19 protein-coding genes and 1 pseudogene are annotated in these 20,034 nt (G+C 57.1%); 10 read left to right on the top strand and 10 right to left on the bottom strand.

Annotated features, from left to right (window positions below):
- Window positions 1–246: 246 nt before the first annotated feature.
- Window positions 247–1,644: a NarK family nitrate/nitrite MFS transporter gene (locus DOU50_RS08805; RefSeq protein WP_014884177.1), complete on the bottom strand. Its 1,398-nt coding sequence runs from the start codon at window positions 1,642–1,644 to the stop codon at window positions 247–249.
- Between the two features lie 309 nt (window positions 1,645–1,953).
- On the opposite strand from DOU50_RS08805, the gene narX reads away from it, so the two are divergent.
- Both narX and narL read left to right on the top strand, forming a co-directional pair.
- Complete coding sequence (gene narX, locus DOU50_RS08800) at window positions 1,954–3,750, top strand: nitrate/nitrite two-component system sensor histidine kinase NarX (RefSeq protein ID WP_148769220.1); 1,797 nt, start codon at window positions 1,954–1,956, stop codon at window positions 3,748–3,750.
- Complete coding sequence (gene narL / locus DOU50_RS08795) at window positions 3,743–4,393, top strand: two-component system response regulator NarL (protein WP_008499531.1); 651 nt, start codon at window positions 3,743–3,745, stop codon at window positions 4,391–4,393. Before narX ends, narL begins: the two co-directional genes overlap by 8 nt.
- A gap of 3 nt (window positions 4,394–4,396) precedes the next feature.
- Here narL and DOU50_RS08790 read toward each other — a convergent pair whose 3' ends face one another.
- Complete coding sequence (locus DOU50_RS08790; protein WP_148769219.1) at window positions 4,397–5,803, bottom strand: YchO/YchP family invasin; 1,407 nt, start codon at window positions 5,801–5,803, stop codon at window positions 4,397–4,399.
- 177 nt (window positions 5,804–5,980) lie between these two features.
- On the opposite strand from DOU50_RS08790, the gene DOU50_RS08785 reads away from it, so the two are divergent.
- From DOU50_RS08785 to DOU50_RS08775, 3 genes are all read left to right on the top strand, one after another.
- Complete coding sequence (locus tag DOU50_RS08785) at window positions 5,981–6,334, top strand: DsrE/DsrF/TusD sulfur relay family protein (RefSeq protein ID WP_008499522.1); 354 nt, start codon at window positions 5,981–5,983, stop codon at window positions 6,332–6,334.
- 106 nt (window positions 6,335–6,440) lie between these two features.
- Window positions 6,441–8,225, top strand: a complete 1,785-nt coding sequence (locus DOU50_RS08780; protein WP_148769218.1) for a methyl-accepting chemotaxis protein — start codon at window positions 6,441–6,443, stop codon at window positions 8,223–8,225.
- Window positions 8,226–8,420: 195 nt separating this feature from the next.
- The gene (locus DOU50_RS08775) at window positions 8,421–8,660 is read left to right on the top strand and encodes a DUF1883 domain-containing protein (protein ID WP_024907074.1); all 240 of its coding nucleotides are present in this window, start codon (window positions 8,421–8,423) and stop codon (window positions 8,658–8,660) included.
- A gap of 30 nt (window positions 8,661–8,690) precedes the next feature.
- Here DOU50_RS08775 and DOU50_RS08770 read toward each other — a convergent pair whose 3' ends face one another.
- Both DOU50_RS08770 and chaB read right to left on the bottom strand, forming a co-directional pair.
- Window positions 8,691–9,386 (bottom strand): gamma-glutamylcyclotransferase, encoded by a 696-nt coding sequence (locus DOU50_RS08770; RefSeq protein WP_148769217.1) that lies wholly within the window; start codon window positions 9,384–9,386, stop codon window positions 8,691–8,693.
- 177 nt (window positions 9,387–9,563) lie between these two features.
- Window positions 9,564–9,794, bottom strand: coding sequence for a putative cation transport regulator ChaB (gene chaB / locus DOU50_RS08765; protein ID WP_090420993.1), 231 nt, complete (start codon window positions 9,792–9,794; stop codon window positions 9,564–9,566).
- Window positions 9,795–10,064: 270 nt separating this feature from the next.
- On the opposite strand from chaB, the gene chaA reads away from it, so the two are divergent.
- Window positions 10,065–11,165 (top strand): sodium-potassium/proton antiporter ChaA, encoded by a 1,101-nt coding sequence (gene chaA / locus DOU50_RS08760; protein ID WP_024907071.1) that lies wholly within the window; start codon window positions 10,065–10,067, stop codon window positions 11,163–11,165.
- A gap of 93 nt (window positions 11,166–11,258) precedes the next feature.
- On the opposite strand, the gene kdsA is transcribed toward chaA, so the two are convergent.
- From kdsA to hemA, 6 genes and pseudogenes are all read right to left on the bottom strand, one after another.
- A complete protein-coding gene (gene kdsA / locus DOU50_RS08755; protein ID WP_104950756.1) occupies window positions 11,259–12,113 on the bottom strand; it encodes a 3-deoxy-8-phosphooctulonate synthase in 855 nt (284 codons plus the stop codon).
- Between the two features lie 36 nt (window positions 12,114–12,149).
- Window positions 12,150–12,959 (bottom strand): invasion regulator SirB1, encoded by an 810-nt coding sequence (gene sirB1, locus DOU50_RS08750; RefSeq protein ID WP_032647631.1) that lies wholly within the window; start codon window positions 12,957–12,959, stop codon window positions 12,150–12,152.
- 41 nt (window positions 12,960–13,000) lie between these two features.
- Window positions 13,001–13,084 (bottom strand): annotated as a pseudogene (locus DOU50_RS23820) (siroheme synthase); the annotation flags it as partial.
- Between the two features lie 8 nt (window positions 13,085–13,092).
- Complete coding sequence (gene prmC, locus DOU50_RS08745) at window positions 13,093–13,923, bottom strand: peptide chain release factor N(5)-glutamine methyltransferase (protein WP_148769216.1); 831 nt, start codon at window positions 13,921–13,923, stop codon at window positions 13,093–13,095.
- Window positions 13,923–15,005 carry a peptide chain release factor 1 gene (gene prfA, locus DOU50_RS08740; protein ID WP_148769215.1) on the bottom strand — a complete coding sequence of 361 codons (1,083 nt, stop codon included), beginning with the start codon at window positions 15,003–15,005 and terminating at the stop codon, window positions 13,923–13,925. The genes prmC and prfA overlap by 1 nt, the downstream gene beginning before the upstream one ends.
- 41 nt (window positions 15,006–15,046) lie before the next feature.
- Entirely contained in the window at window positions 15,047–16,303 is a 1,257-nt protein-coding gene (hemA, locus tag DOU50_RS08735) for a glutamyl-tRNA reductase (protein WP_024907067.1), read from the bottom strand.
- Window positions 16,304–16,629: 326 nt separating this feature from the next.
- Between hemA and lolB the strand changes: the two genes are divergently transcribed.
- From lolB to DOU50_RS08715, 4 genes are all read left to right on the top strand, one after another.
- The gene (lolB, locus tag DOU50_RS08730; protein WP_024907066.1) at window positions 16,630–17,241 is read left to right on the top strand and encodes a lipoprotein insertase outer membrane protein LolB; all 612 of its coding nucleotides are present in this window, start codon (window positions 16,630–16,632) and stop codon (window positions 17,239–17,241) included.
- On the top strand, window positions 17,238–18,107 hold the full coding sequence (gene ispE, locus DOU50_RS08725; RefSeq protein ID WP_148769214.1) for a 4-(cytidine 5'-diphospho)-2-C-methyl-D-erythritol kinase: 870 nt from the start codon (window positions 17,238–17,240) through the stop codon (window positions 18,105–18,107). Before lolB ends, ispE begins: the two co-directional genes overlap by 4 nt.
- 125 nt (window positions 18,108–18,232) lie before the next feature.
- On the top strand, window positions 18,233–19,180 hold the full coding sequence (gene prs, locus DOU50_RS08720) for a ribose-phosphate diphosphokinase (protein WP_003856663.1): 948 nt from the start codon (window positions 18,233–18,235) through the stop codon (window positions 19,178–19,180).
- A gap of 124 nt (window positions 19,181–19,304) precedes the next feature.
- On the top strand, window positions 19,305–20,034 hold a 730-nt coding region (locus tag DOU50_RS08715), incomplete at its 3' end, for a SulP family inorganic anion transporter (RefSeq protein WP_265589638.1).

The following is a 20,034-nucleotide window of genomic DNA, read 5'->3' as shown; positions in this document are numbered from 1 at the left end:
GAATACCACCAAAGCGGTATCGTTTAAGATTTTATATCCTAATGAAATATATCGTTATTTTTATTTTATCGTACAAACCGCCAGGCAAAATTTAACCTCTCAGGTATTAAGGGGTAGAGCGCCCTGTAAAGCGATGGCGATCACAGTGCTGCCTGCGGATTTCCTCTGCATGGCAACCAGTATGTTGTAACTATTTTGACGCCAAAAAAAACGCGGCCCGAAGGCCGCGTAAACGGATAATCATACTTACTTATTTTTCTTGGTATTACGGCCATATACCAGCCACGTAATCACGACGCAGGCGATATAGAAGACGAGGAAGACTTTCATGGCACCGGCCGGAGAGCCAGTCAGGTCCAGAGAGATACCGAACGCTTTCGGGATAAAGAAGCCGCCAATCGCGCCGATGGCGGAGATAAAGCCCAGCGCCGCAGCCGTATCCGTCGCCGCTTCGCGCATGGCCTGTTCTTCGCTTCCGCCCTGCGCTTTTACGCGGTCCATGGTCAGCTTACGGAAGATCACGGAGATCATCTGGAAGGTGGACGCGCTCCCCAGCCCGGCCGTCAGGAACAGCACCATAAACACGCCGAAGAAGGCGATGAAGTTACCGCCCTGTCCGTCGGCCGGCAGCGTGAGGAACAGCAACGCACAGAAGACCGCCATCACGACGAAGTTAACCAGCGTCACCCGGGTACCGCCCAGACGGTCAGACACCATGCCACCCAGCGAGCGAGCAAGGGCGCCAATAAATGGGCCGAAGAAGGCGAATTGCAGGATCTGCACGTCCGGGAATTGCGTTTTCGACAGCATCGCGAAGCCCGCTGAGAAGCCGATAAACGAACCGAAAGTCGCCAGATACAGCAGCGCCATCACCCAGAGGTGTCCACGCTTCAGCACCGGCAGCTGTTCGCTCAGCGACGCCTTCGACGCGGACAGGTCATTCATAAAGAACCAGGCTGCGAGGGTGAAGACCACGAGGAACGGTACCCAGATCCAGGCTGCGTTTTGCAGATAGAGGGAAGAACCGTCCGCCTGCTCAACGCCACCGCCGCCAAAGGCTGCAAAAATGGAGACCGAGATCGCCAGGGGAGCGATCAGCTGCATCACGCTCACGCCCATATTGCCCAGACCGCCGTTAATCCCCAGCGCGCCGCCCTGCTTCGCTTTCGGGAAGAAGAAGCTGATGTTGGCCATACTGGAGGCGAAGTTCGCCCCGGCAAAGCCGCACAGCAGGGAGATAATCACGAACACGCTGAACGGCGTGGAGGTATCCTGCACCGCGAAGCCCAGCCACACGCAGGGGACGATCATGATGCCCGTACTGAATGCCGTCCAGCGACGGCCGCCAAAGACCGGCACCATAAACGCGTAAGGGACGCGCAGCAGCGCGCCTGACAGCGACGGCAGCGCGGTCAGCATAAACAGCTGATCGGTCGTGAACGTAAAGCCGACTTTAGGCAGGTTTACTGCCACCGCGCTAAACAACATCCATACGCAAAACGCTAATAACAAACACGGCACGGAAATCCACAGATTTCGGCTTGCTACACGATGGCCGCGCTGTTGCCAGAACGCCGGATCCTCTGGACGCCAGTCAGTAATAACGGCACCATTTTCCCTTTCGGGAGCGGATGAGTGACTCATAGACACCTCTGATTCTCGAATGATGCTGCAAACATTAGGGTTTTAGGGCGGCGGTAAGTTGATATAAATCAAAGGAAAAGTGGGAGGATTTGCGGCACAAAAAAAGGTGTTATCCTTAGTGAGTAGGCTAATTCGGTAAAAAAGACGTGGTTTTTCACGGCACTGACGATTCCCTGTAACGCCCACCTCTTGCCCCCTACTCCGTTGGCAATTTAGGGGTAATCCTTTATTGGTATGGGTATACTCCAGGGTATGCACCAGAATAGCGCCATTCCTGCAAGCAGGCCACGTCAGGAGCACGCCCACTCAATGTTAAAAAGATGCTTATCTCCGCTAACGCTCGTGAATCAGCTCGCCCTGATTGTTTTGCTGTCCACCGCCATCGGCGTGACCGGCATGGCGATCTCCGGCTGGCTGGTACAAGGGGTACAGGGTAATGCGCATGCCATCAACGAGGCAGGCTCACTACGCATGCAGAGTTATCGCCTGCTGGCGGCGGTTCCCCTGACGCAGGACGATCGGCCTTTAATCGATGAAATGGAGCGCACAGCGTTCAGCCCCGAGCTGGAAAACGCCGCCATCCGCGCCGGCCAGCAGTCCCAGTTGAAAGCCCTTCAGGGGTACTGGCACACCCAGCTGCAGCCCGGCCTGAAACAGGCGCGCAGTACAGAAGCCGTTGCCCAGGACGTGGCGGGGTTTGTCTCCCGCATTGATGCGCTGGTCTCCGCTTTTGATCAGACGACCGAATTACGCATCGACCGGGTGGTGATGGTACACCGGGCCATGGCGCTGTTTATGGGGCTGCTGCTGATCTTCACCATCGTCTGGCTCCGCGCGCGGCTGTTAAATCCCTGGAAACAGCTGCTGGCGATGGCCCGCGCGGTGACCGCACGCGATTTTACCCAGCGCACGCACATCAGCGGGCGCAACGAGATGGCCATGCTCGGCCAGGCACTCAATACCATGTCGGCAGAGCTCTCCGAGAGCTACGCGGTGCTGGAACAACGCGTTCAGGAAAAAACGGCCGGGCTGGAGCAGAAAAACGAGATCCTCTCCTTCCTCTGGCAGGCCAACCGTCGGCTGCACATGCAGGTGCCGTTGTGTGAACGTCTTTCGCCGGTGCTGAACGGCCTGCAAAATCTGACCCTGCTGCGCGACCTGGAGCTGCGGGTCTACGATGTGGAAGACGAAGAGAACCACCAGGAATTTACCTGTCAGTCCGATATGTCCTGCGATGACAAAGGTTGCCATCTTTGCCCTCGCGGCCTGCCGCCGCTGACGACCGGCGGCACGACTCTGAAGTGGCGCCTGACGGACAGCCACACCCAGTACGGCATTCTGCTGGCCACCCTGCCAACCGGACGCCACCTGAGCCACGACCAGCAGCAGCTGGTGGATACGCTGGTTGAACAGCTGACGGCCACGCTGGCGCTCGACAGGCATCAGGAAAAACAGCAGCAGCTTATCGTCATGGAAGAGCGCGCGACCATCGCCCGCGAGCTGCACGACTCCATCGCCCAGTCGCTCTCCTGTATGAAAATGCAGGTGAGCTGCCTGCAGATGCAGGATGCGGAGATGCCCGAAAGCAACAAGCAGCTGCTCAGCCAGATCCGCAACGAGCTGAACACCTCCTGGGTGCAGCTGCGCGAGCTGCTGACCACCTTCCGCCTGCAGCTGACCGAGCCGGGCCTGCGCCCGGCGCTGGAATCAAGCTGTCACGAATTTAGCGCCCGGCTGGGGTTCCCGGTGAAGCTGGATTATCAGCTTCCGCCGCGGTTTGTCCCCTCCCATCAGGCCATCCATCTACTGCAGATCGCCCGCGAAGCGCTGAGCAACGTGCTTAAACACGCTGAAGCAACGGCGGTCACGGTCACCGTCAGCCAGCACGATAATCAAGTGAAACTGACGGTTCACGATAACGGCCGCGGCGTGCCGGAAAATGCCGAACGCACTAACCACTATGGTTTAATCATTATGCGAGACCGCGCTCAAAGCCTGCGCGGTGATTGCCAGGTTCGCCGGAGAGAAACGGGCGGCACGGAAGTTGTCGTCACCTTTATTCCCGAGAAACCGCTCACAACTGCTCAAGGAGAAACCCATGACTAATCAGGAACCGGCATCCATCCTGTTGATCGACGACCATCCGATGCTGCGTACTGGCGTGAAACAGCTGGTCAGCATGGCACCCGATATCACCGTGGTGGGCGAAGCCAGCAACGGTGAACAGGGCATTGAGCTTGCCGAATCCCTCGATCCCGATCTGATCCTGCTCGATCTGAATATGCCCGGCATGAACGGTCTGGAGACCCTCGACAAGCTGCGGGAAAAATCGCTTTCCGGCCGCATCGTCGTCTTTAGCGTCTCGAACCATGAGGAGGATGTGGTCACGGCGCTGAAGCGCGGGGCGGATGGCTATCTGCTGAAGGATATGGAGCCGGAAGACTTGCTTAAGGCGCTACAGCAGGCGGCGGCGGGCGAAATGGTGCTCAGCGAAGCCTTAACGCCGGTCCTGGCCGCCAGCCTGCGCGCCAACCGCGCCACCTCTGACCGTGACGTCAGCCAGTTAACCCCGCGCGAGCGCGATATTCTCAAACTCATTGCCCAGGGGCTGCCGAACAAGATGATCGCCCGCCGTCTGGACATCACCGAAAGCACGGTCAAAGTACACGTGAAGCATATGCTGAAGAAAATGAAGCTAAAATCCCGCGTTGAAGCCGCCGTGTGGGTGCATCAGGAACGCATTTTTTAAGGACTACTCATCCGGCAGCAGCTTCCAGCGCGGATCGTCGTCAGGCAGTGCGACCAGCGGCTGCACCACGGCAAGCGTGATCTCATTGGACGAGACGCGCTGGCCTTTCTCATCTTCCACCACCGCCGACAGGTGCCAGCGGTTTGTCGCCCCTTCCCGGTCATCCCAGGCAGGGATAATCACGCTCCAGCCGTCGGTGCTGTTGCTTTTCGCCGGCGACGTCAGGCTCAGTGCCTGCGTATCGCCCTGCCAGTGGATCTGACGGATGCCGTGCGTGCTGCGAACCTGAAGCTTCAGCATCACGGTCTCGCCTCCTTTCAGATCCCACGGCGGCGTGGCCAGCCACACGGACAGCGTTTTACGCTGGCGGAACTCCATAACCGGCAGGCTGGTGCGCTCCGATGAGTCGTAGCGGCTGCCGCGCAGGGAGCGCGTGGCGGCGACCTCATCGGCGGAAAGCTGCTTAGCCAGCGGCACGCCAAAGCGATAGTTGAGCTTCAGCCCGAGGTTATTCTGGCTCTCGCCGCTTTCGCCCTGCTTGTGCCCGGCGGTCAGCGTCACCAACGGAACGGGGGTATAGTTAAGCCCCAGATTCACCGCCACAGGATTGTGATAGCCGGTGCCGCTGTTGAAGAGGTCGACGTTATCGCCAAAATATTGCTCGAAGCTAACGCTGGTATTCAGATGATGGAACCACGGCAGCCAGGCTTTAGCGGTGACGTCATATCCGCGCGCCATGCGCTGTTCCTGGACGTCAGAGCGCTCGCGCCATCCGGCAAAGGGCTGATAATAGTTCGCTGACAGGCGCAGATTTTCCCCCCACGCTTCCGCCCCCAACCCGGCACGCTGCAAATTTTCATCCAGAAGATTATCGTAAAAGGTGTTGTAACCCAGCAGCCATTTCCCGGCGACCCAGCGCTGACCGATTCCAGCGTTACTGACCAGGCCATCCGTCTGCTGGGTCAGGCCAAGCTGGCTCCAGCTCAGGTAGCGGTTAGTATCGTTCCACGGGATAAACCAGCTCCCGCTGCTGCCGTTAAATTTGCCATCGTTATCCACCAGCAGGTTCACGCTGGCGTTTCCCCAGGGCGACAGCCAGGATTCAATCTGCTGGTTCACTTCCCCGCTTACCGCGTCGCGCACCTGACCAAAGGCAAACTGACGCGCCTGCTCGCCGGTCGTCAGGCCATTGTCGGTCATGCTGGCTTCACCAAAGGCTTTCGCCATTTCGGCCAGATGCTTCTCCCCCTCGCCCGTAGGCGCCGCCAGGCCGAGGTCGGGCAGACTGTCCCCGTTATTATCAAAGGGGTGCTGTGCCTGATGCATAAAGGAATTCGGCGCACCGTAAACGGCTCCGGCCGACAAAAGGGAGAGTAATAGCAGAAAACGAATGCGAGACGATACAGCCATCAACGTCGGGTTTAGCGCCTGGATTTTTGTAAAAGACGTCTTACCTTAACGCTATTAAGAAAGAATTGCAGCCTTACGGGAAATTTCAGGAATATCCTGAAGTTTATTGACGGCTGCAGGCAGCGTAAACTCGGTAAACCCTATATTATTCGTGCCTTTATAAGAACAGGAGTCAACATGCAAAAGATTGTTATCGTCGCCAACGGTGCGGCCTACGGGAGTGAATCCCTTTTTAACAGCCTGCGCCTGGCCATTGCGCTGCGTGAAAAAGAGAGCGACCTGGCGTTACGCCTCTTTTTAATGTCCGACGCGGTCACCGCCGGGCTGAAGGGACAAAAACCGGCCGAGGGTTATAACATTCAGCAGATGCTGGAGATCCTGACCGCGCAAAACGTGCCGGTGAAATTGTGCAAGACCTGCACCGACGGCCGCGGCATTACCGGACTTCCGCTGATTGATGGCGTAGAAATTGGTACGCTGGTTGAGCTGGCCGAGTGGACGCTGTCCGCAGATAAAGTATTAACTTTTTAATAATAAACACGTAAAAATATTATTTTCTTATGGACGCGGTTTCAGCATCAAGTTTACCTGCTGGGTTGCCGATAGGCATGGAAACAACACAGCAGGTATTTCACTTATGTTCAGATCGATTCGTGCACGCATCATCGCGGCGACGGCAGGCTGTCTGGTCGTCGCCCTTCTCCTCAACACCGTTATTAACTTCCAGGTCACACGCCAGGATAACCAGCAGTCACAGCGCGATATCCTGACCAGCACCAGCGCCAGCCATAACATGGCGATTGCCGACTGGGTCAAAAGCAAGATGACGGTGATTACCTCCGCGCAGACCGTCGCACTGAGTGACGATCCGGTTCCGGTGTTTAAACAGCTTGCACAGGCGGGTGGATTCACCAACGTTTATGTCGGCTACGCCAGCAAAACGGCGAAATTCTCTGAACCGGCGGGCGTTCCGGCGGATTATGACCCGACCATTCGCCCGTGGTATCAGCAGGTAGTCAGTACGGACGGTCCGGTTGTCACCGCGCCCTACGTTGACGCGGGGACCGGTAAACTGGTGGTGACCTTCGCCGTGCCGGTGAAAGAGAATGGCACACTGAAAGCGGTGGTGGCGGGCGATGTGGCCATGGACAGCGTGGTGGCGAACGTACGCGGGATCCATCCAACCCCGGCCAGCAGCGGGTTGCTTCTGAACAGTGACGGCAGCGTGATTGCCGCTAACGATCCGGCTCTGACGCTTAAACCGTTTGCTGAGACCATCAAAGGCATCGATTTTGCTGCGCTGAAAAGCGGTAACCCGGTTGACGGCACGCTGAACGATGCTGAAAAAACCTTCGTGGCGACAGCCGTGCCGGGCACAAACTGGCTGCTAGTCGTCGCCCTCGACAACGGCGACGCCACCTCCGGCATGCGTTCCCTGCTTAAAGCATCGGCGATTTCGCTGGTGATCCTGGCACTGCTGAGCGCGGCCATTGTTCACCTCCTGATTGCCCGCCTGCTGAAGCGTCTGTCCGACATTCGCGACGCGATGCACAACATTGCCAACGGGACTAACGATCTGTCGCAGCGTCTGCCGGACAGCGGCGAGGACGAGGTGGCGCAGATTGCGCAGGCCTTTAACGCCTTCAGCGATAAGCTGTCGGTGGTGATGGTGCAGCTCCGTGATGCCAGTGAATCGGTGAAAAACGCCGCCCAGGAGATTGCGGCGGGTAACCAGGATCTCTCCGGACGTACCGAGCAGGCGGCGTCCAGCCTGCGCGAGACGGCCAGCGCCGTGGAGCAGATCACCGCCTCCGTGACCCAATCGAACGAGTCGGCGGCAGAAGCGAACGACCAGGCGAGCAAGGCCTCAGCGGCCGCGGCGCGCGGCGGCGAGGTGGTATCCCAGGCGATCAGCACCATGCAGTCCATCGAAGTCGCATCGGCTAAAATTGGCGATATCACCAGCGTGATTGACGGCATCGCGTTCCAGACCAACATTCTGGCGCTGAACGCCTCCGTCGAGGCGGCCCGTGCCGGGGAGCAGGGTCGCGGGTTTGCCGTGGTGGCAGGCGAAGTGCGTAACCTGGCAAGCCGCAGCGCCCAGGCGGCGAAAGAGATCAAATCGCTGATCGATTCCACCACCGACAGCGTGGCCACCGGCTCCCGCTACGTGCATCTGGCCGGGGAAAGCATGGACGAGATCCGCTCCAGCATCGGCAGCGTCTCCGGCATCATGCGCGAAATCTCCATCGCCACCAGCGAGCAGATGAAAGGCATTCATGAGATCAATCATGCGGTGACCCATCTCGACAGGATGGTCCAGCAGAACGCCGAGCTGGTAGTGGAATCCGCCGCCGCCGCGGGTGCCCTGCAGAGCCAGGCTGGGGACCTTGCTGAAACCGCCGGCCATTTCCGCATTTAATTTTATTCCGGCGCGGGTTTACCGGGTAAAACCCGCACCAGCTGAATGCTTTCAGGAATTTTGTCATTTTTGTTTAAACGTTATGCCATTTTTTGATCAAAATCATCATCCCTCGCCCCCCGCTTTGGTGTTATGCAATGAGTAATTTGTGAACAATATCACGCTCGGGATGGGCAAAATCGACGGGGTAAAAAAATGGCACTGGTAAAAACAAGTTTGAAACTGTTTGGCGGGGATACGGTAGTGGTGCGTTGCTCAGAGCGCTGTCGTATTCACCTGATGAGTGCGAAAGCACATAAACAATCCCAGGCGGATATTCTCACCGTGCAGGATGATAAAGCGTGGCTTACCGTACCGTATACCGGCACGTGGGATGTGCTGATCGACAGCCACAGCCAGTCGCTGGAGCATTCCGTCAGCTACGTGGCTGCATAATAATAAACGCCCGGCGAGCCGGGCGTATCATCAGGCAAAGCCCGGTCGCAGCGTGCCGTTGAGCGGGTTCCCTTCCAGCAGAGCCTTCACCTTTACCACCAGCTCATTCAGACAATCGTCTTTCATGCCGAGGCGGGCCAGCTCCTGATCCAGGGAGAAGAGATATTGTGCATTGGTCCCCAGCGGTCCGCTGGCGGCAGCAATCAACGGGGCTATGACCTGCGTGCGGGTGTCCGCTTCATACAGCGGATGACGCGGGTCCATAATAAACACCAGCGCATTGACGGTGCGTCCGTCGTCCAGCTCCAGCTTGCACCAGCTCGGCATATAGCAGCCGGTGATCATCTCACGCTTCCAGAGCAGCGTAAGCTCCTCTTCCAGCGAGGCATCAGGAAGGCGATACGCCACGCCCGTGGTGCGCCCGCCCTCTTTCAGTGCAAGCATACGTCCCGGCTGGCACGCGCTGCCGCGTCCGGCCGTCAGACGCAGGCAAAATGCGCGATGCCAGCCAGGCAGCGTTCCCGTTGCCGATTCGACAAATTCCAGAGCCGGATTCCACATCAGGGAACCGTAGCCAAAAATCCATACCGGGCCATCATCCGGGCGGCAGGCAAGCGTGGCAGCAAGTGACGCCGCACGTTGTTCAGCTGACCAGAGAAGCGATTCCTCAATAGCACCAAATGCCGTCTTACAATCTGCCTTCATTAAGAAATCACGCGTTAACACTTTACACCTCCGCCACTGCATGCTTCCTTGCGACATCTGTAATTCGCCTTCCCGGCATTATGTGCTGGTCATTTTGCCAGCAGTTAAATAACGATAAGCAATTAGCGGACCAGTTGCAATACAACGGCAGTTCAACCGCCTGAAAAGTCAAAATGAAGGCAGCGAATTATTTCACGGCTATTTCTTTTTATGCCATTTATCGTCGCCTCCTTTTTCATATTCATGTTTTACGGCGGACCAGGCGACTTTGTGTGCCGTCTCTTCACGGCTGGCATCATCCCGGCGATCGTCCTTATCTTTGTATTGATCCCAGGCGCTGTTAAACGCCTCTTTGTAGATATCCTGCGCGTGAGCGGGCAGGACGTTTTGCACGTTGTCGGGTAATTCGCGTTTCGTTTTATATGGCATCACTCACCTCTCTTTTGCTTAAAGAGATAAGTGTGGACGACGATATGGCAGCGTGCCACCCGGCCTTAATTTATGGATTAAAACCAAATATAATTTATTGTTATTTAATAAGTATTATATGAAAACCGTCAATTACAGGAGTCAGGTATTAAATTTATGACAAAGGGTAAAATTAAGTAAAAAATAAAGGGTATTTAACAGAGATCTGTTAGTTTAATGACCTCAAAAATCTATCTATAATTACAAGCACCTGCATTGATGGAGAAGCACATGACAGCAACACACGAGGCGGTAAAGACCCGCCACAAGGAGACGTCACTCATTTTCCCGGTTCTGGCACTGGCTGTGCTGCTCTTCTGGGGAAGCAGTCAGTCACTGCCAGTGGTGGTTGGTATCAATATTCTTGCCCTGGTCGGCATCTTAACCAGCGCGTTTAGCGTCGTTCGCCATGCGGACGTCCTGGCCCACCGTCTGGGCGAGCCGTACGGATCGTTAATTCTCAGCCTTTCCGTCGTGATTCTCGAAGTCAGCCTGATTTCCGCGCTCATGGCGACTGGCGATGCCGCGCCGACGCTGATGCGCGACACGCTCTACTCTATCATTATGATTGTGACGGGCGGCCTGGTGGGCTTCTCTCTGCTGCTGGGCGGGCGCAAGTTCGCGACCCAGTATATGAACCTGTTCGGCATTAAACAGTATCTGATTGCCCTCTTCCCGCTGGCCATTATCGTGCTGGTCTTCCCGATGGCGCTGCCGGGCGCGAATTTCTCTACCGGTCAGGCACTGCTGGTCGCACTGATTTCCGCCGCCATGTACGGCGTGTTCCTGCTGATTCAGACCAAAACGCACCAGAGCCTGTTTGTGTATGAGCATGAAGACGACAGCGACGACGATGACCCGCACCACGGTAAGCCGTCGGCCCACAGCAGCGCGTGGCATACGGTTTGGCTGATCGTACATCTGATTGCGGTGATTGCCGTCACCAAGATGAACGCCAACCCGCTGGAAACGCTGTTAACCGAGCTGAACGCGCCGGTAGCGTTTACCGGCTTCCTGGTGGCGCTGCTGATCCTGTCTCCTGAAGGGCTGGGCGCGCTGAAAGCCGTCTTAAACAATCAGGTGCAGCGCGCAATGAACCTGTTCTTCGGCTCCGTGCTGGCGACCATTTCACTCACCGTGCCGGTGGTGACGCTGATTGCCTTTATGACGGGCAACGAGCTGCAGTTTGCGCTGGGTGCGCCGGAAATGATTGTGATGGTGGCCTCGTTGCTGCTGTGCCAGATTTCGTTCTCCACCGGGCGCACCAACGTGCTGAACGGCGCGGCGCATATGGCGTTGTTTATTGCGTACTTAATGACGATTTTTGCGTAAGATTGATCCGGTGCGGCCCGATGCCCTCACCCCAACCCTCTCCCACAGGGAGAGGGAGAAAACATAAAAAAACCCGCCGAAGCGGGTTTTTTATTATTTGCTGGTATCCAGCTCGTCGAAGCTCTTCACCAGATCGTCAATCGCTTTGATCTGTTTCAGGAACGGCTCCAGCTTATCCAGCGGCAGCGCGGATGGACCGTCGCATTTTGCGTTATCCGGATCCGGGTGCGCTTCAATAAACAGACCTGCCAGACCGGTTGCCATACCGGCACGCGCCAGCTCGGTCACCTGAGCACGACGGCCACCGGACGCGGCGCCAAACGGGTCGCGGCACTGCAGCGCGTGGGTCACGTCGAAAATCACTGGAGACTGGTTAGAGACGTTCTTCATCACGCTGAAGCCCAGCATGTCGACAACCAGGTTGTCGTAACCGAAGTTAGCGCCACGGTCACACAGGATCACCTGATCGTTACCGCCTTCGATAAACTTATCAACGATGTTACCCATCTGGCCCGGGCTGACGAACTGCGGTTTTTTCACGTTAATCACGGCACCGGTTTTCGCCATCGCCGCCACCAGGTCAGTCTGGCGAGCCAGGAATGCCGGGAGCTGAATCACGTCAACCACGTCTGCCACCGGCTGCGCCTGAGAGGCTTCATGCACGTCGGTGATCACTTTCACGCCAAAGGTCTGCTTCAGCTCCTGGAAAATCTTCATCCCCTCTTCCAGGCCCGGGCCACGGTAAGAGTTGATGGAGGAGCGGTTGGCTTTGTCAAAAGAGGCTTTAAACACGTACGGGATGCCCAGCTTCTGGGTCACGGTCACGTAGTGTTCGCAGATACGCATGGCGAGGTCGCGGGATTCCAGCACGTTCATGCCGCCAAACAGGACGAACGGCAGGTCGTTTGCTACCTTGATATCACCAATGCTAACCACTTTTTGTTTCATAGGATCGCCTTATTCAGGTGTGAATCGGAATTAAGATTAATGCAGTGTAATTTGCTTGTGCGAGATCGCGTTGATCTGCGCACGAATCATTTCGCTAATAGGATCTTCCGGACACTGCTCGACGAAATAATTCAAATCATTCAGCGCCACGTGCTCACAGTCGAGCTGGGCATAGATCAGCCCGCGATCGCGAATTTCGTACGGGTCTTCCGGGTTGAACTGCAGCAGCACTTCGCTGGCGCGCAGGGCCAGCTCCATCTGACGCTCTTCCATTAATGCAGACTTCAGCGTATCCAGCAGCTTGCGAATGACCTCTGCGTTGTCCGCCTCGTCGAGATCTTCGTTGAAGAGTTCGGCCACCGGGCTGATATTGCCTTTCAGCCACACGTCCAGCGTATGTTCATCCAGCGTGTCGCCGTTGAAGGGATTAATGAGCCACATTTCGCCGTCCAGCCACTCTGCACGCAGGATCATCTGCGTCGGGAAAATGACCGGGACCAGCGGAATATCCAGACGCTGTGCGACCCATAGTAAAATAGACCCCAGCGCCACGGCGCTGCCCTGACGATTTTTTAAGACCTGGTCCAGCCATAATGCGTCAGACAGGCGATACACGCCCCGCGTGTCGCAGAAACCCCATTCGCCGTAGAAAAGCTCCAGCAGCTTCTCTAGTTGCCAGTCTTGCGGGCGAGCCTGATTAATCTCTTCACGCGCCAGGCTGACCAGATTCTCCAGCTCATCATAGACAAACTGCGACGTAAAATCGTCGCGAATCATCTCTGAAATCAGGATCATGCCATCGCAAAGCGGCACTTTATTAAATTCGAAATCGGCTAAGGACCTCATGACTTACCCCAGTAACGCCTGAGCGAACAATGACGCTCAGGCGCGATAAAACTCAAAACGATGTAGATGATAACGCCAAACTGCCTTTCAGTCAGCCTTACGCCTTTATCAGTAAATGGCAGATAGCCGGAACTCAAGACCACCGCCCCAGCGTCAGGCGTTCGTTGCCGCCGTAGTCGCGGCAGGTTTCGACAGCGTCATAATCTGCTTGCATAAACAGTGCCCGCACGGCTTCTCCCTGCGTCCAGCCATGCTCCACGAGCAGCCAGCCGCCGGGAAGTAAATGTTCCCGTGACGTTGTCACAATGTGATCAAGATCGGCTAATCCCGCGTTGGCGGCCACGAGCGCCGTCAGCGGTTCGAAGCGAACATCTCCCTGCGCAAGGTGCGGGTCATGTTCATCGATGTAAGGAGGATTGCTGACAATCATCGCAAATGTGCGATTCTCCAGCGCGGAAAACCAGCTGCTTTGCAGCACCGTCACGTTGCGGACCCCGAGACGTTCCACGTTACGCTGCGCCAGCGCCACCGCGTCGGGCATGACATCCACCGCCGTCACCGTACAGTCGGGCCGCTCGGTGGCGAGCGCCAGCGCGATAGCACCTGTTCCCGTCCCGAGATCGAGAATACTGCAGGCCGCCGCCGGTAAACGCGCCAGCGCCTGCTCCACCAGACATTCGGTGTCCGGACGCGGGATCAGCGTCGCCGCCGAGACGAACAGGGGTAACGACCAGAACTCACGTTCACCGACCAGATGCGCCACCGGCTCGCCGGTTTTACGACGGGCAAGCAGCGCGGCGAGCTGCGCTTCCTGCTCCGCGGTCAGTTCGGTTTCGCCAAAAGCCAGCAGATACGTGCGGGCTTTACCCGTCACATGCTCAAGCAAAATTTCGGCATCGCGTTTCGGGCTTTCGCTTTCGGAAAGCTCACCTGCCGCCTCACGTAACCAGCGCTGAAAATCCATTATTCCTGCTCGGACAGCGCCGCCAGCTGGTCGGCCTGGTATTCCTGCACGATAGGCTCAATCAGCATGTCCAGCTTCCCTTCCATCACCTCGTCCAGACGGTATAGCGTCAGGTTGATGCGGTGGTCGGTTACACGGCCCTGCGGGAAGTTGTAGGTGCGGTTACGGTCGCTGCGATCGCCGCTCCCCAGCAGGTTACGACGCGTAGACGCTTCCGCCTGCTGGCGTTTCGCCATTTCGGCCGCGTGGATACGCGCGCCCAGCACGGACAGCGCTTTGGCTTTGTTTTTGTGCTGTGAACGCTCGTCCTGACATTCGACGACAATGCCGGTTGGCAGGTGGGTAATACGGATGGCGGAGTCGGTGGTGTTAACGTGCTGACCACCCGCGCCAGAGGAGCGGAAAGTATCAATACGCAGGTCCGCCGGATTGATGTCCGGCAGTTCCGCTTCCGGCAGCTCCGGCATCACCGCCACCGTACAGGCGGAGGTGTGAATACGGCCCTGGGATTCGGTGGCCGGTACGCGCTGCACGCGGTGACCGCCGGATTCAAACTTGAGACGACCGTACACGCCGTCGCCGCTAATCTTGGCGATAACCTCTTTGTAGCCACCATGTTCGCCTTCGTTGGCGCTCATGATCTCCACGCGCCAGCGACGCGACTCGGCGTAGCGGCTGTACATGCGGAACAGATCCCCGGCAAACAGTGCCGCTTCGTCACCGCCGGTCCCGGCGCGGACTTCCACGAACGCGTTACGCTCGTCGTCCGGATCTTTTGGCAGCAGAAGCACCTGAAGCTGCTGCTCCATCTCTTCAGAACGCGCTTTCGCATCCTGCAACTCTTCCTGCGCCATGTCGCGCATTTCAGGATCGTCGAGCATCATCTGCGCGGTTTCGATATCTTCCTGAACCTGTCGCCAGTCGGTAAAGCATTTAGAAACATCACTTAACTGCGCGTATTCACGTGAGAGCGCGCGAAAACGCTCCTGGTCCGCAATGGTCCCGGCATCGCCGAGCAGCGCCTGGACTTCTTCATGGCGCTCGTGCAGAGCTTCCAGTTTAGCGACGATAGAAGGCTTCATAGGCGTAAGTGCACCTTGTCTTAGAAAATGGGTATAGGGCGCTATTCCAGCCCGAGGCTGTTGCGCAGAATAGTCAGGCGTTCATCATCCCCGTCACGGGCAGCCTGCTGAAGAGATTTGGTTGGCGCATGGATCAGGCGGTTGGTCAGTTTCCACGCCAGATCCTGCATAATTGCATGTGCGTCGCCGCCCTGCTCCAGGGCCGCTAACGCTTTGGCTGTCAGGTCATCCCGCACCTGCTCCGCCTGTCCGCGATACTCGCGGATGGTCTCGCTGACGCTTTGCGCGCGCAGCCAGGCCATAAACTCACTGGTTTCCTGCTCAACAATGGTTTCCGCCTGCACCGCCGCCGCTTTACGCTGGGCGAGGTTGTGCGAAATGATGCTTTGCAGGTCATCCACGCTGTAGAGGTAGGCGTTAGGCAGCTTGCCCACTTCCGGCTCAACATCGCGCGGGACGGCAATATCCACCAGCAGCATCGGCTGATTACGACGGGACTTCAGCGCACGCTCCACCATCCCTTTTCCGATAATCGGCAGCGGGCTGGCGGTCGAGCTGATAATAATGTCCGCCTCTTTCAGACGTTCATCGATGTCGCTCAGGGCAACCACCTCTGCGCCCACTTCATCCGCCAGCACCTGCGCGCGTTCGCGGGTGCGGTTAGCGATAATCATCTTTTTCACTTTATGCTCGCGCAGATGGCGCGCCACAAGTTCGATGGTTTCGCCCGCGCCCACCAGCATCACGGTGACGGTGGAGAGGGATTCAAAGATTTGGCGCGCAAGGGTGCAGGCCGCGAAAGCAACGGAAACCGCACTGGCACCAATGTCGGTTTCGGTTCGCACACGCTTCGCCACGGAGAACGACTTCTGGAACATGCGCTCCAGCTCGCTGGCCTTCAGATGCCCTTTTTGCGAATCCGCAAACGCTTTTTTCACCTGCCCCAGGATCTGCGGTTCGCCGAGCACCAGCGAATCCAGCCCGCTGGCGACGCGCATCAGATGGCTGACCGCATCGTTGTCCTGATGCCAGTACAGACTATTTCGCAGTTCGTCTTCGTTGAGATTGTGGTAATCGCATAGCCAGCGGATAAGCGCTTCATGCAGGTTGTCCTGCTCTTCCACGCTTAAATAGAGCTCGGTACGGTTGCACGTCGAGAGCACCACGCCACCCTGCACCATCGGCTGTGCAAGCAGGCTGTCCAGCGCAAGGTCGAGCGTATCTGGCGAAAACGTTACGCGTTCTCGCAGCGAAACCGGGGCTGTTTTGTGGTTGATGCCGAGTGCTAATAGGGTCATGTTGAGCGGGAGTAGTACCAGCGTTAATAAGGTTAGCAGAACGCATCATACAGGATGCGCGAGATCAATAAAAGAGACAGCCCCCTTTCGGAGTAATAGCTTATACCCGTCATACTTCAATCTGCATGCGCGTTGGCTGCGCTCGTTCACCCCAATCACATAGTTATCTATGCTCATGGGGATTCACTCTCTTGCCGCCTTCATGCAGCTTGAATTATTTAGGGTAGATACAACGCTTTGAGATAATTTGAACGTAGACGGTAGCCCCCTTCGACGCTAGCATTAACAGTTATAACTGCAACGTATCTCAAGGATTTGTCCTCATTATGACCCGACTGATTCGCCTGCTGCCGCTGGCAGCACTGGTTCTGACCGCGTGTACCGTCACCCAGCCAAAAGGCCCGGGCAAAAGCCCTGATTCACCGCAGTGGCGTCAGCACCAGCAGGACGTCCGTAATTTGAACCAGTATCAGACCCGCGGCGCTTTCGCTTATCTCTCTGACGAACAAAAAGTTTATGCCCGCTTCTTCTGGCAGCAGACGGGTCAGGACCACTATCGCCTGCTGCTGCTGAACCCGCTGGGCAGCACCGAGCTGGAGCTTATCGCGAAACCGGGTGAAGCGCAGATCACCGATAACAAAGGCCAGCACTACACCGCGACCGATGCCGAAGAGATGATTGGCAAGCTGACCGGGATGCCTATCCCGCTCAACAGCCTGCGCCAGTGGATCCTCGGCCTGCCGGGTGACGCCACCGACTACACCCTGGACGATCAGTATCGTCTGAGCCAGGTGAACTACACCCAAAATGGCAAAACCTGGAAAGTGGTGTACAGCGCCTATGACAGTAAGAGTAAACCGTCGCTGCCATCGAATATGGAGCTGACCCAGGGCAGCCAGCGTATCAAGCTGAAAATGGACAACTGGATCGTTAAATGATGACCCAATGGCCCTCTCCGGCAAAGCTGAACCTGTTCTTATACATCACCGGCCAGCGCGCTGACGGTTATCACACCCTGCAGACGCTGTTTCAGTTTATTGACTATGGCGACACGATCTCCATTGAACTGCGCCAGGACGGGCAGATTTGCCTTCTGACGCCGGTCGATGGCGTGGCGCATGAGGACAACCTGATCGTGCGCGCCGCGCGTCTGCTGATGAAAGCCGCAGAGGAATCGGGCCGCCTGCCTGCGGGAAGCGGTGCGGATATTCGTATTGAGAAACGTCTGCCGATGGGCGGCGGTCTGGGCGGCGGCTCATCTAACGCCGCGACCGTGCTGGTTGCGCTGAACCACCTCTGGGGCTGCGGGCTGTCGAAGGACGAACTGGCAGCCCTGGGCTTGACGCTGGGGGCGGATGTCCCGGTGTTTGTTCGCGGTCATGCGGCCTTTGCCGAGGGCGTGGGTGAGATCCTCTCCCCGGCTGAACCGCCGGAGAAATGGTATCTGGTTGCTCACCCTGGCGTGAGCATTCCGACTCCGGTCATCTTTAAAGATCCTGACCTGAAAAGGAATACCCCGGTTCGGTCAATAGAAACGTTATTAAATTGTGAATTCAGCAACGATTGCGAGGATATCGCAAGAAAACGTTTTCGCGAGGTTGATGCGGTGCTTTCCTGGCTGTTAGAATACGCGCCGTCGCGCCTGACTGGTACAGGGGCCTGTGTCTTTGCTGAATTTGACACCGAATCCGCCGCTCGTCAGGTGCTTGAGCAAGCGCCGGTTTGGCTGCATGGTTTTGTAGCGCGTGGGATGAACATTTCCCCCCTACAGCAGGCCATTCTGGCGCAGACTGAGTTTCGGTGACAACGTCACCCTGTTCCAGACGTTGCATCGCGCTCTTTAATACACCGCCTGGATAGCCTTTGCCTGGCCCGCACAGTTTACGGCGAACGCTATCCACCACTGGACGCATGCCTGAGGTTCTTCTCGTGCCTGATATGAAGCTTTTTGCTGGTAACGCCACCCCGGAACTAGCACAACGTATTGCCAACCGCCTGTACACTTCCCTCGGCGACGCCGCCGTAGGTCGCTTTAGCGACGGCGAAGTCAGCGTACAAATCAACGAAAATGTACGCGGTGGTGATATTTTCATCATCCAGTCCACCTGTGCTCCAACGAACGACAACCTGATGGAACTGGTTGTTATGGTCGACGCCCTGCGTCGCGCTTCCGCAGGCCGTATCACTGCTGTAATCCCTTACTTCGGTTATGCCCGCCAGGACCGTCGCGTCCGTTCCGCGCGTGTGCCAATTACCGCTAAAGTTGTCGCTGACTTCCTGTCCAGCGTCGGCGTTGACCGCGTACTGACCGTTGACCTGCACGCAGAGCAGATCCAGGGCTTCTTCGACGTCCCGGTTGATAACGTATTCGGCAGCCCAATTCTGCTGGAAGACATGCTGCAGCTGAACCTGGATAACCCAATCGTGGTTTCTCCGGATATCGGCGGCGTGGTACGTGCCCGTGCTATCGCTAAGCTGCTGAACGATACCGACATGGCGATCATCGACAAACGTCGTCCGCGCGCTAACGTTTCTCAGGTGATGCACATCATCGGTGACGTGGCTGGCCGCGACTGCGTGCTGGTCGACGACATGATCGATACCGGCGGTACGCTGTGTAAAGCGGCTGAAGCGCTGAAAGAGCGTGGTGCTAAGCGCGTATTCGCCTACGCGACCCACCCGATCTTCTCCGGCAATGCCGTAAACAACCTGCGCAACTCCGTTATTGACGAAGTTGTGGTATGCGATACCATCCCACTGAGCGACGAGATCAAGGCACTGCCAAACGTGCGTACCCTGACCCTGTCCGGGATGCTGGCCGAAGCGATTCGTCGTATCAGCAACGAAGAATCTATCTCAGCAATGTTCGAACACTAATCGAACACGGCCGAAAAACCCGCTGCGGCGGGTTTTTTTGTCTCTGAGTTTTATTTGTATGATTAATGCCTCCTTCACCTGCCATTCACATGACAGATGATGCGCATACGGATGATAGATAATTGTGAAAAACGTAACCTCCTCACATGTTCTGCCCTTTCGCGCCCTCATCGACGCCTGCTGGAAAGAGAAGTACACCTCCTCACGCTTTGTGCGTGACCTGATTGCCGGGATCACCGTAGGCATTATTGCCATCCCGCTGGCGATGGCGCTGGCGATTGGCAGCGGCGTTGCCCCGCAGTACGGTCTGTACACCTCGGCCGTTGCCGGGATAGTCATTGCCCTGACGGGCGGCTCGCGCTTCAGCGTCTCCGGCCCGACCGCCGCCTTTGTGGTGATCCTCTACCCCGTTTCGCAACAGTTTGGTCTGGCAGGCCTGCTGGTCGCCACCCTGATGTCCGGGGTCTTTTTAATTCTGTTTGGCCTGGCCCGTTTTGGGCGGCTGATCGAGTACATCCCCCTTTCCGTGACGCTGGGGTTCACCTCGGGGATTGGTATCACCATCGGAACCATGCAGATTAAGGATTTCCTCGGCCTGCAGATGCCCCACGTACCGGAACACTACCTGCAAAAAGTAGGCGCCCTGTTTATGGCGCTGCCGAGCGCCAACCTGGGCGACGCCGCCATCGGGATTGTGACGCTGGGTACGCTGATCGTCTGGCCCCGTCTGGGGATCCGTCTGCCGGGCCACCTGCCCGCGCTGCTGCTGGGCTGCGCGGTGATGGCTATCGTCAATATGTTCGGTGGTCACGTCGCGACTATCGGCTCGCAGTTCCACTATGTTCTGGCGGACG

Source organism: Enterobacter sp. C6, assembly GCF_008122455.1.
Lineage (GTDB): Bacteria > Pseudomonadota > Gammaproteobacteria > Enterobacterales > Enterobacteriaceae > Enterobacter > Enterobacter pseudoroggenkampii.
This window is presented reverse-complemented; position numbering and strand designations above follow the sequence as displayed.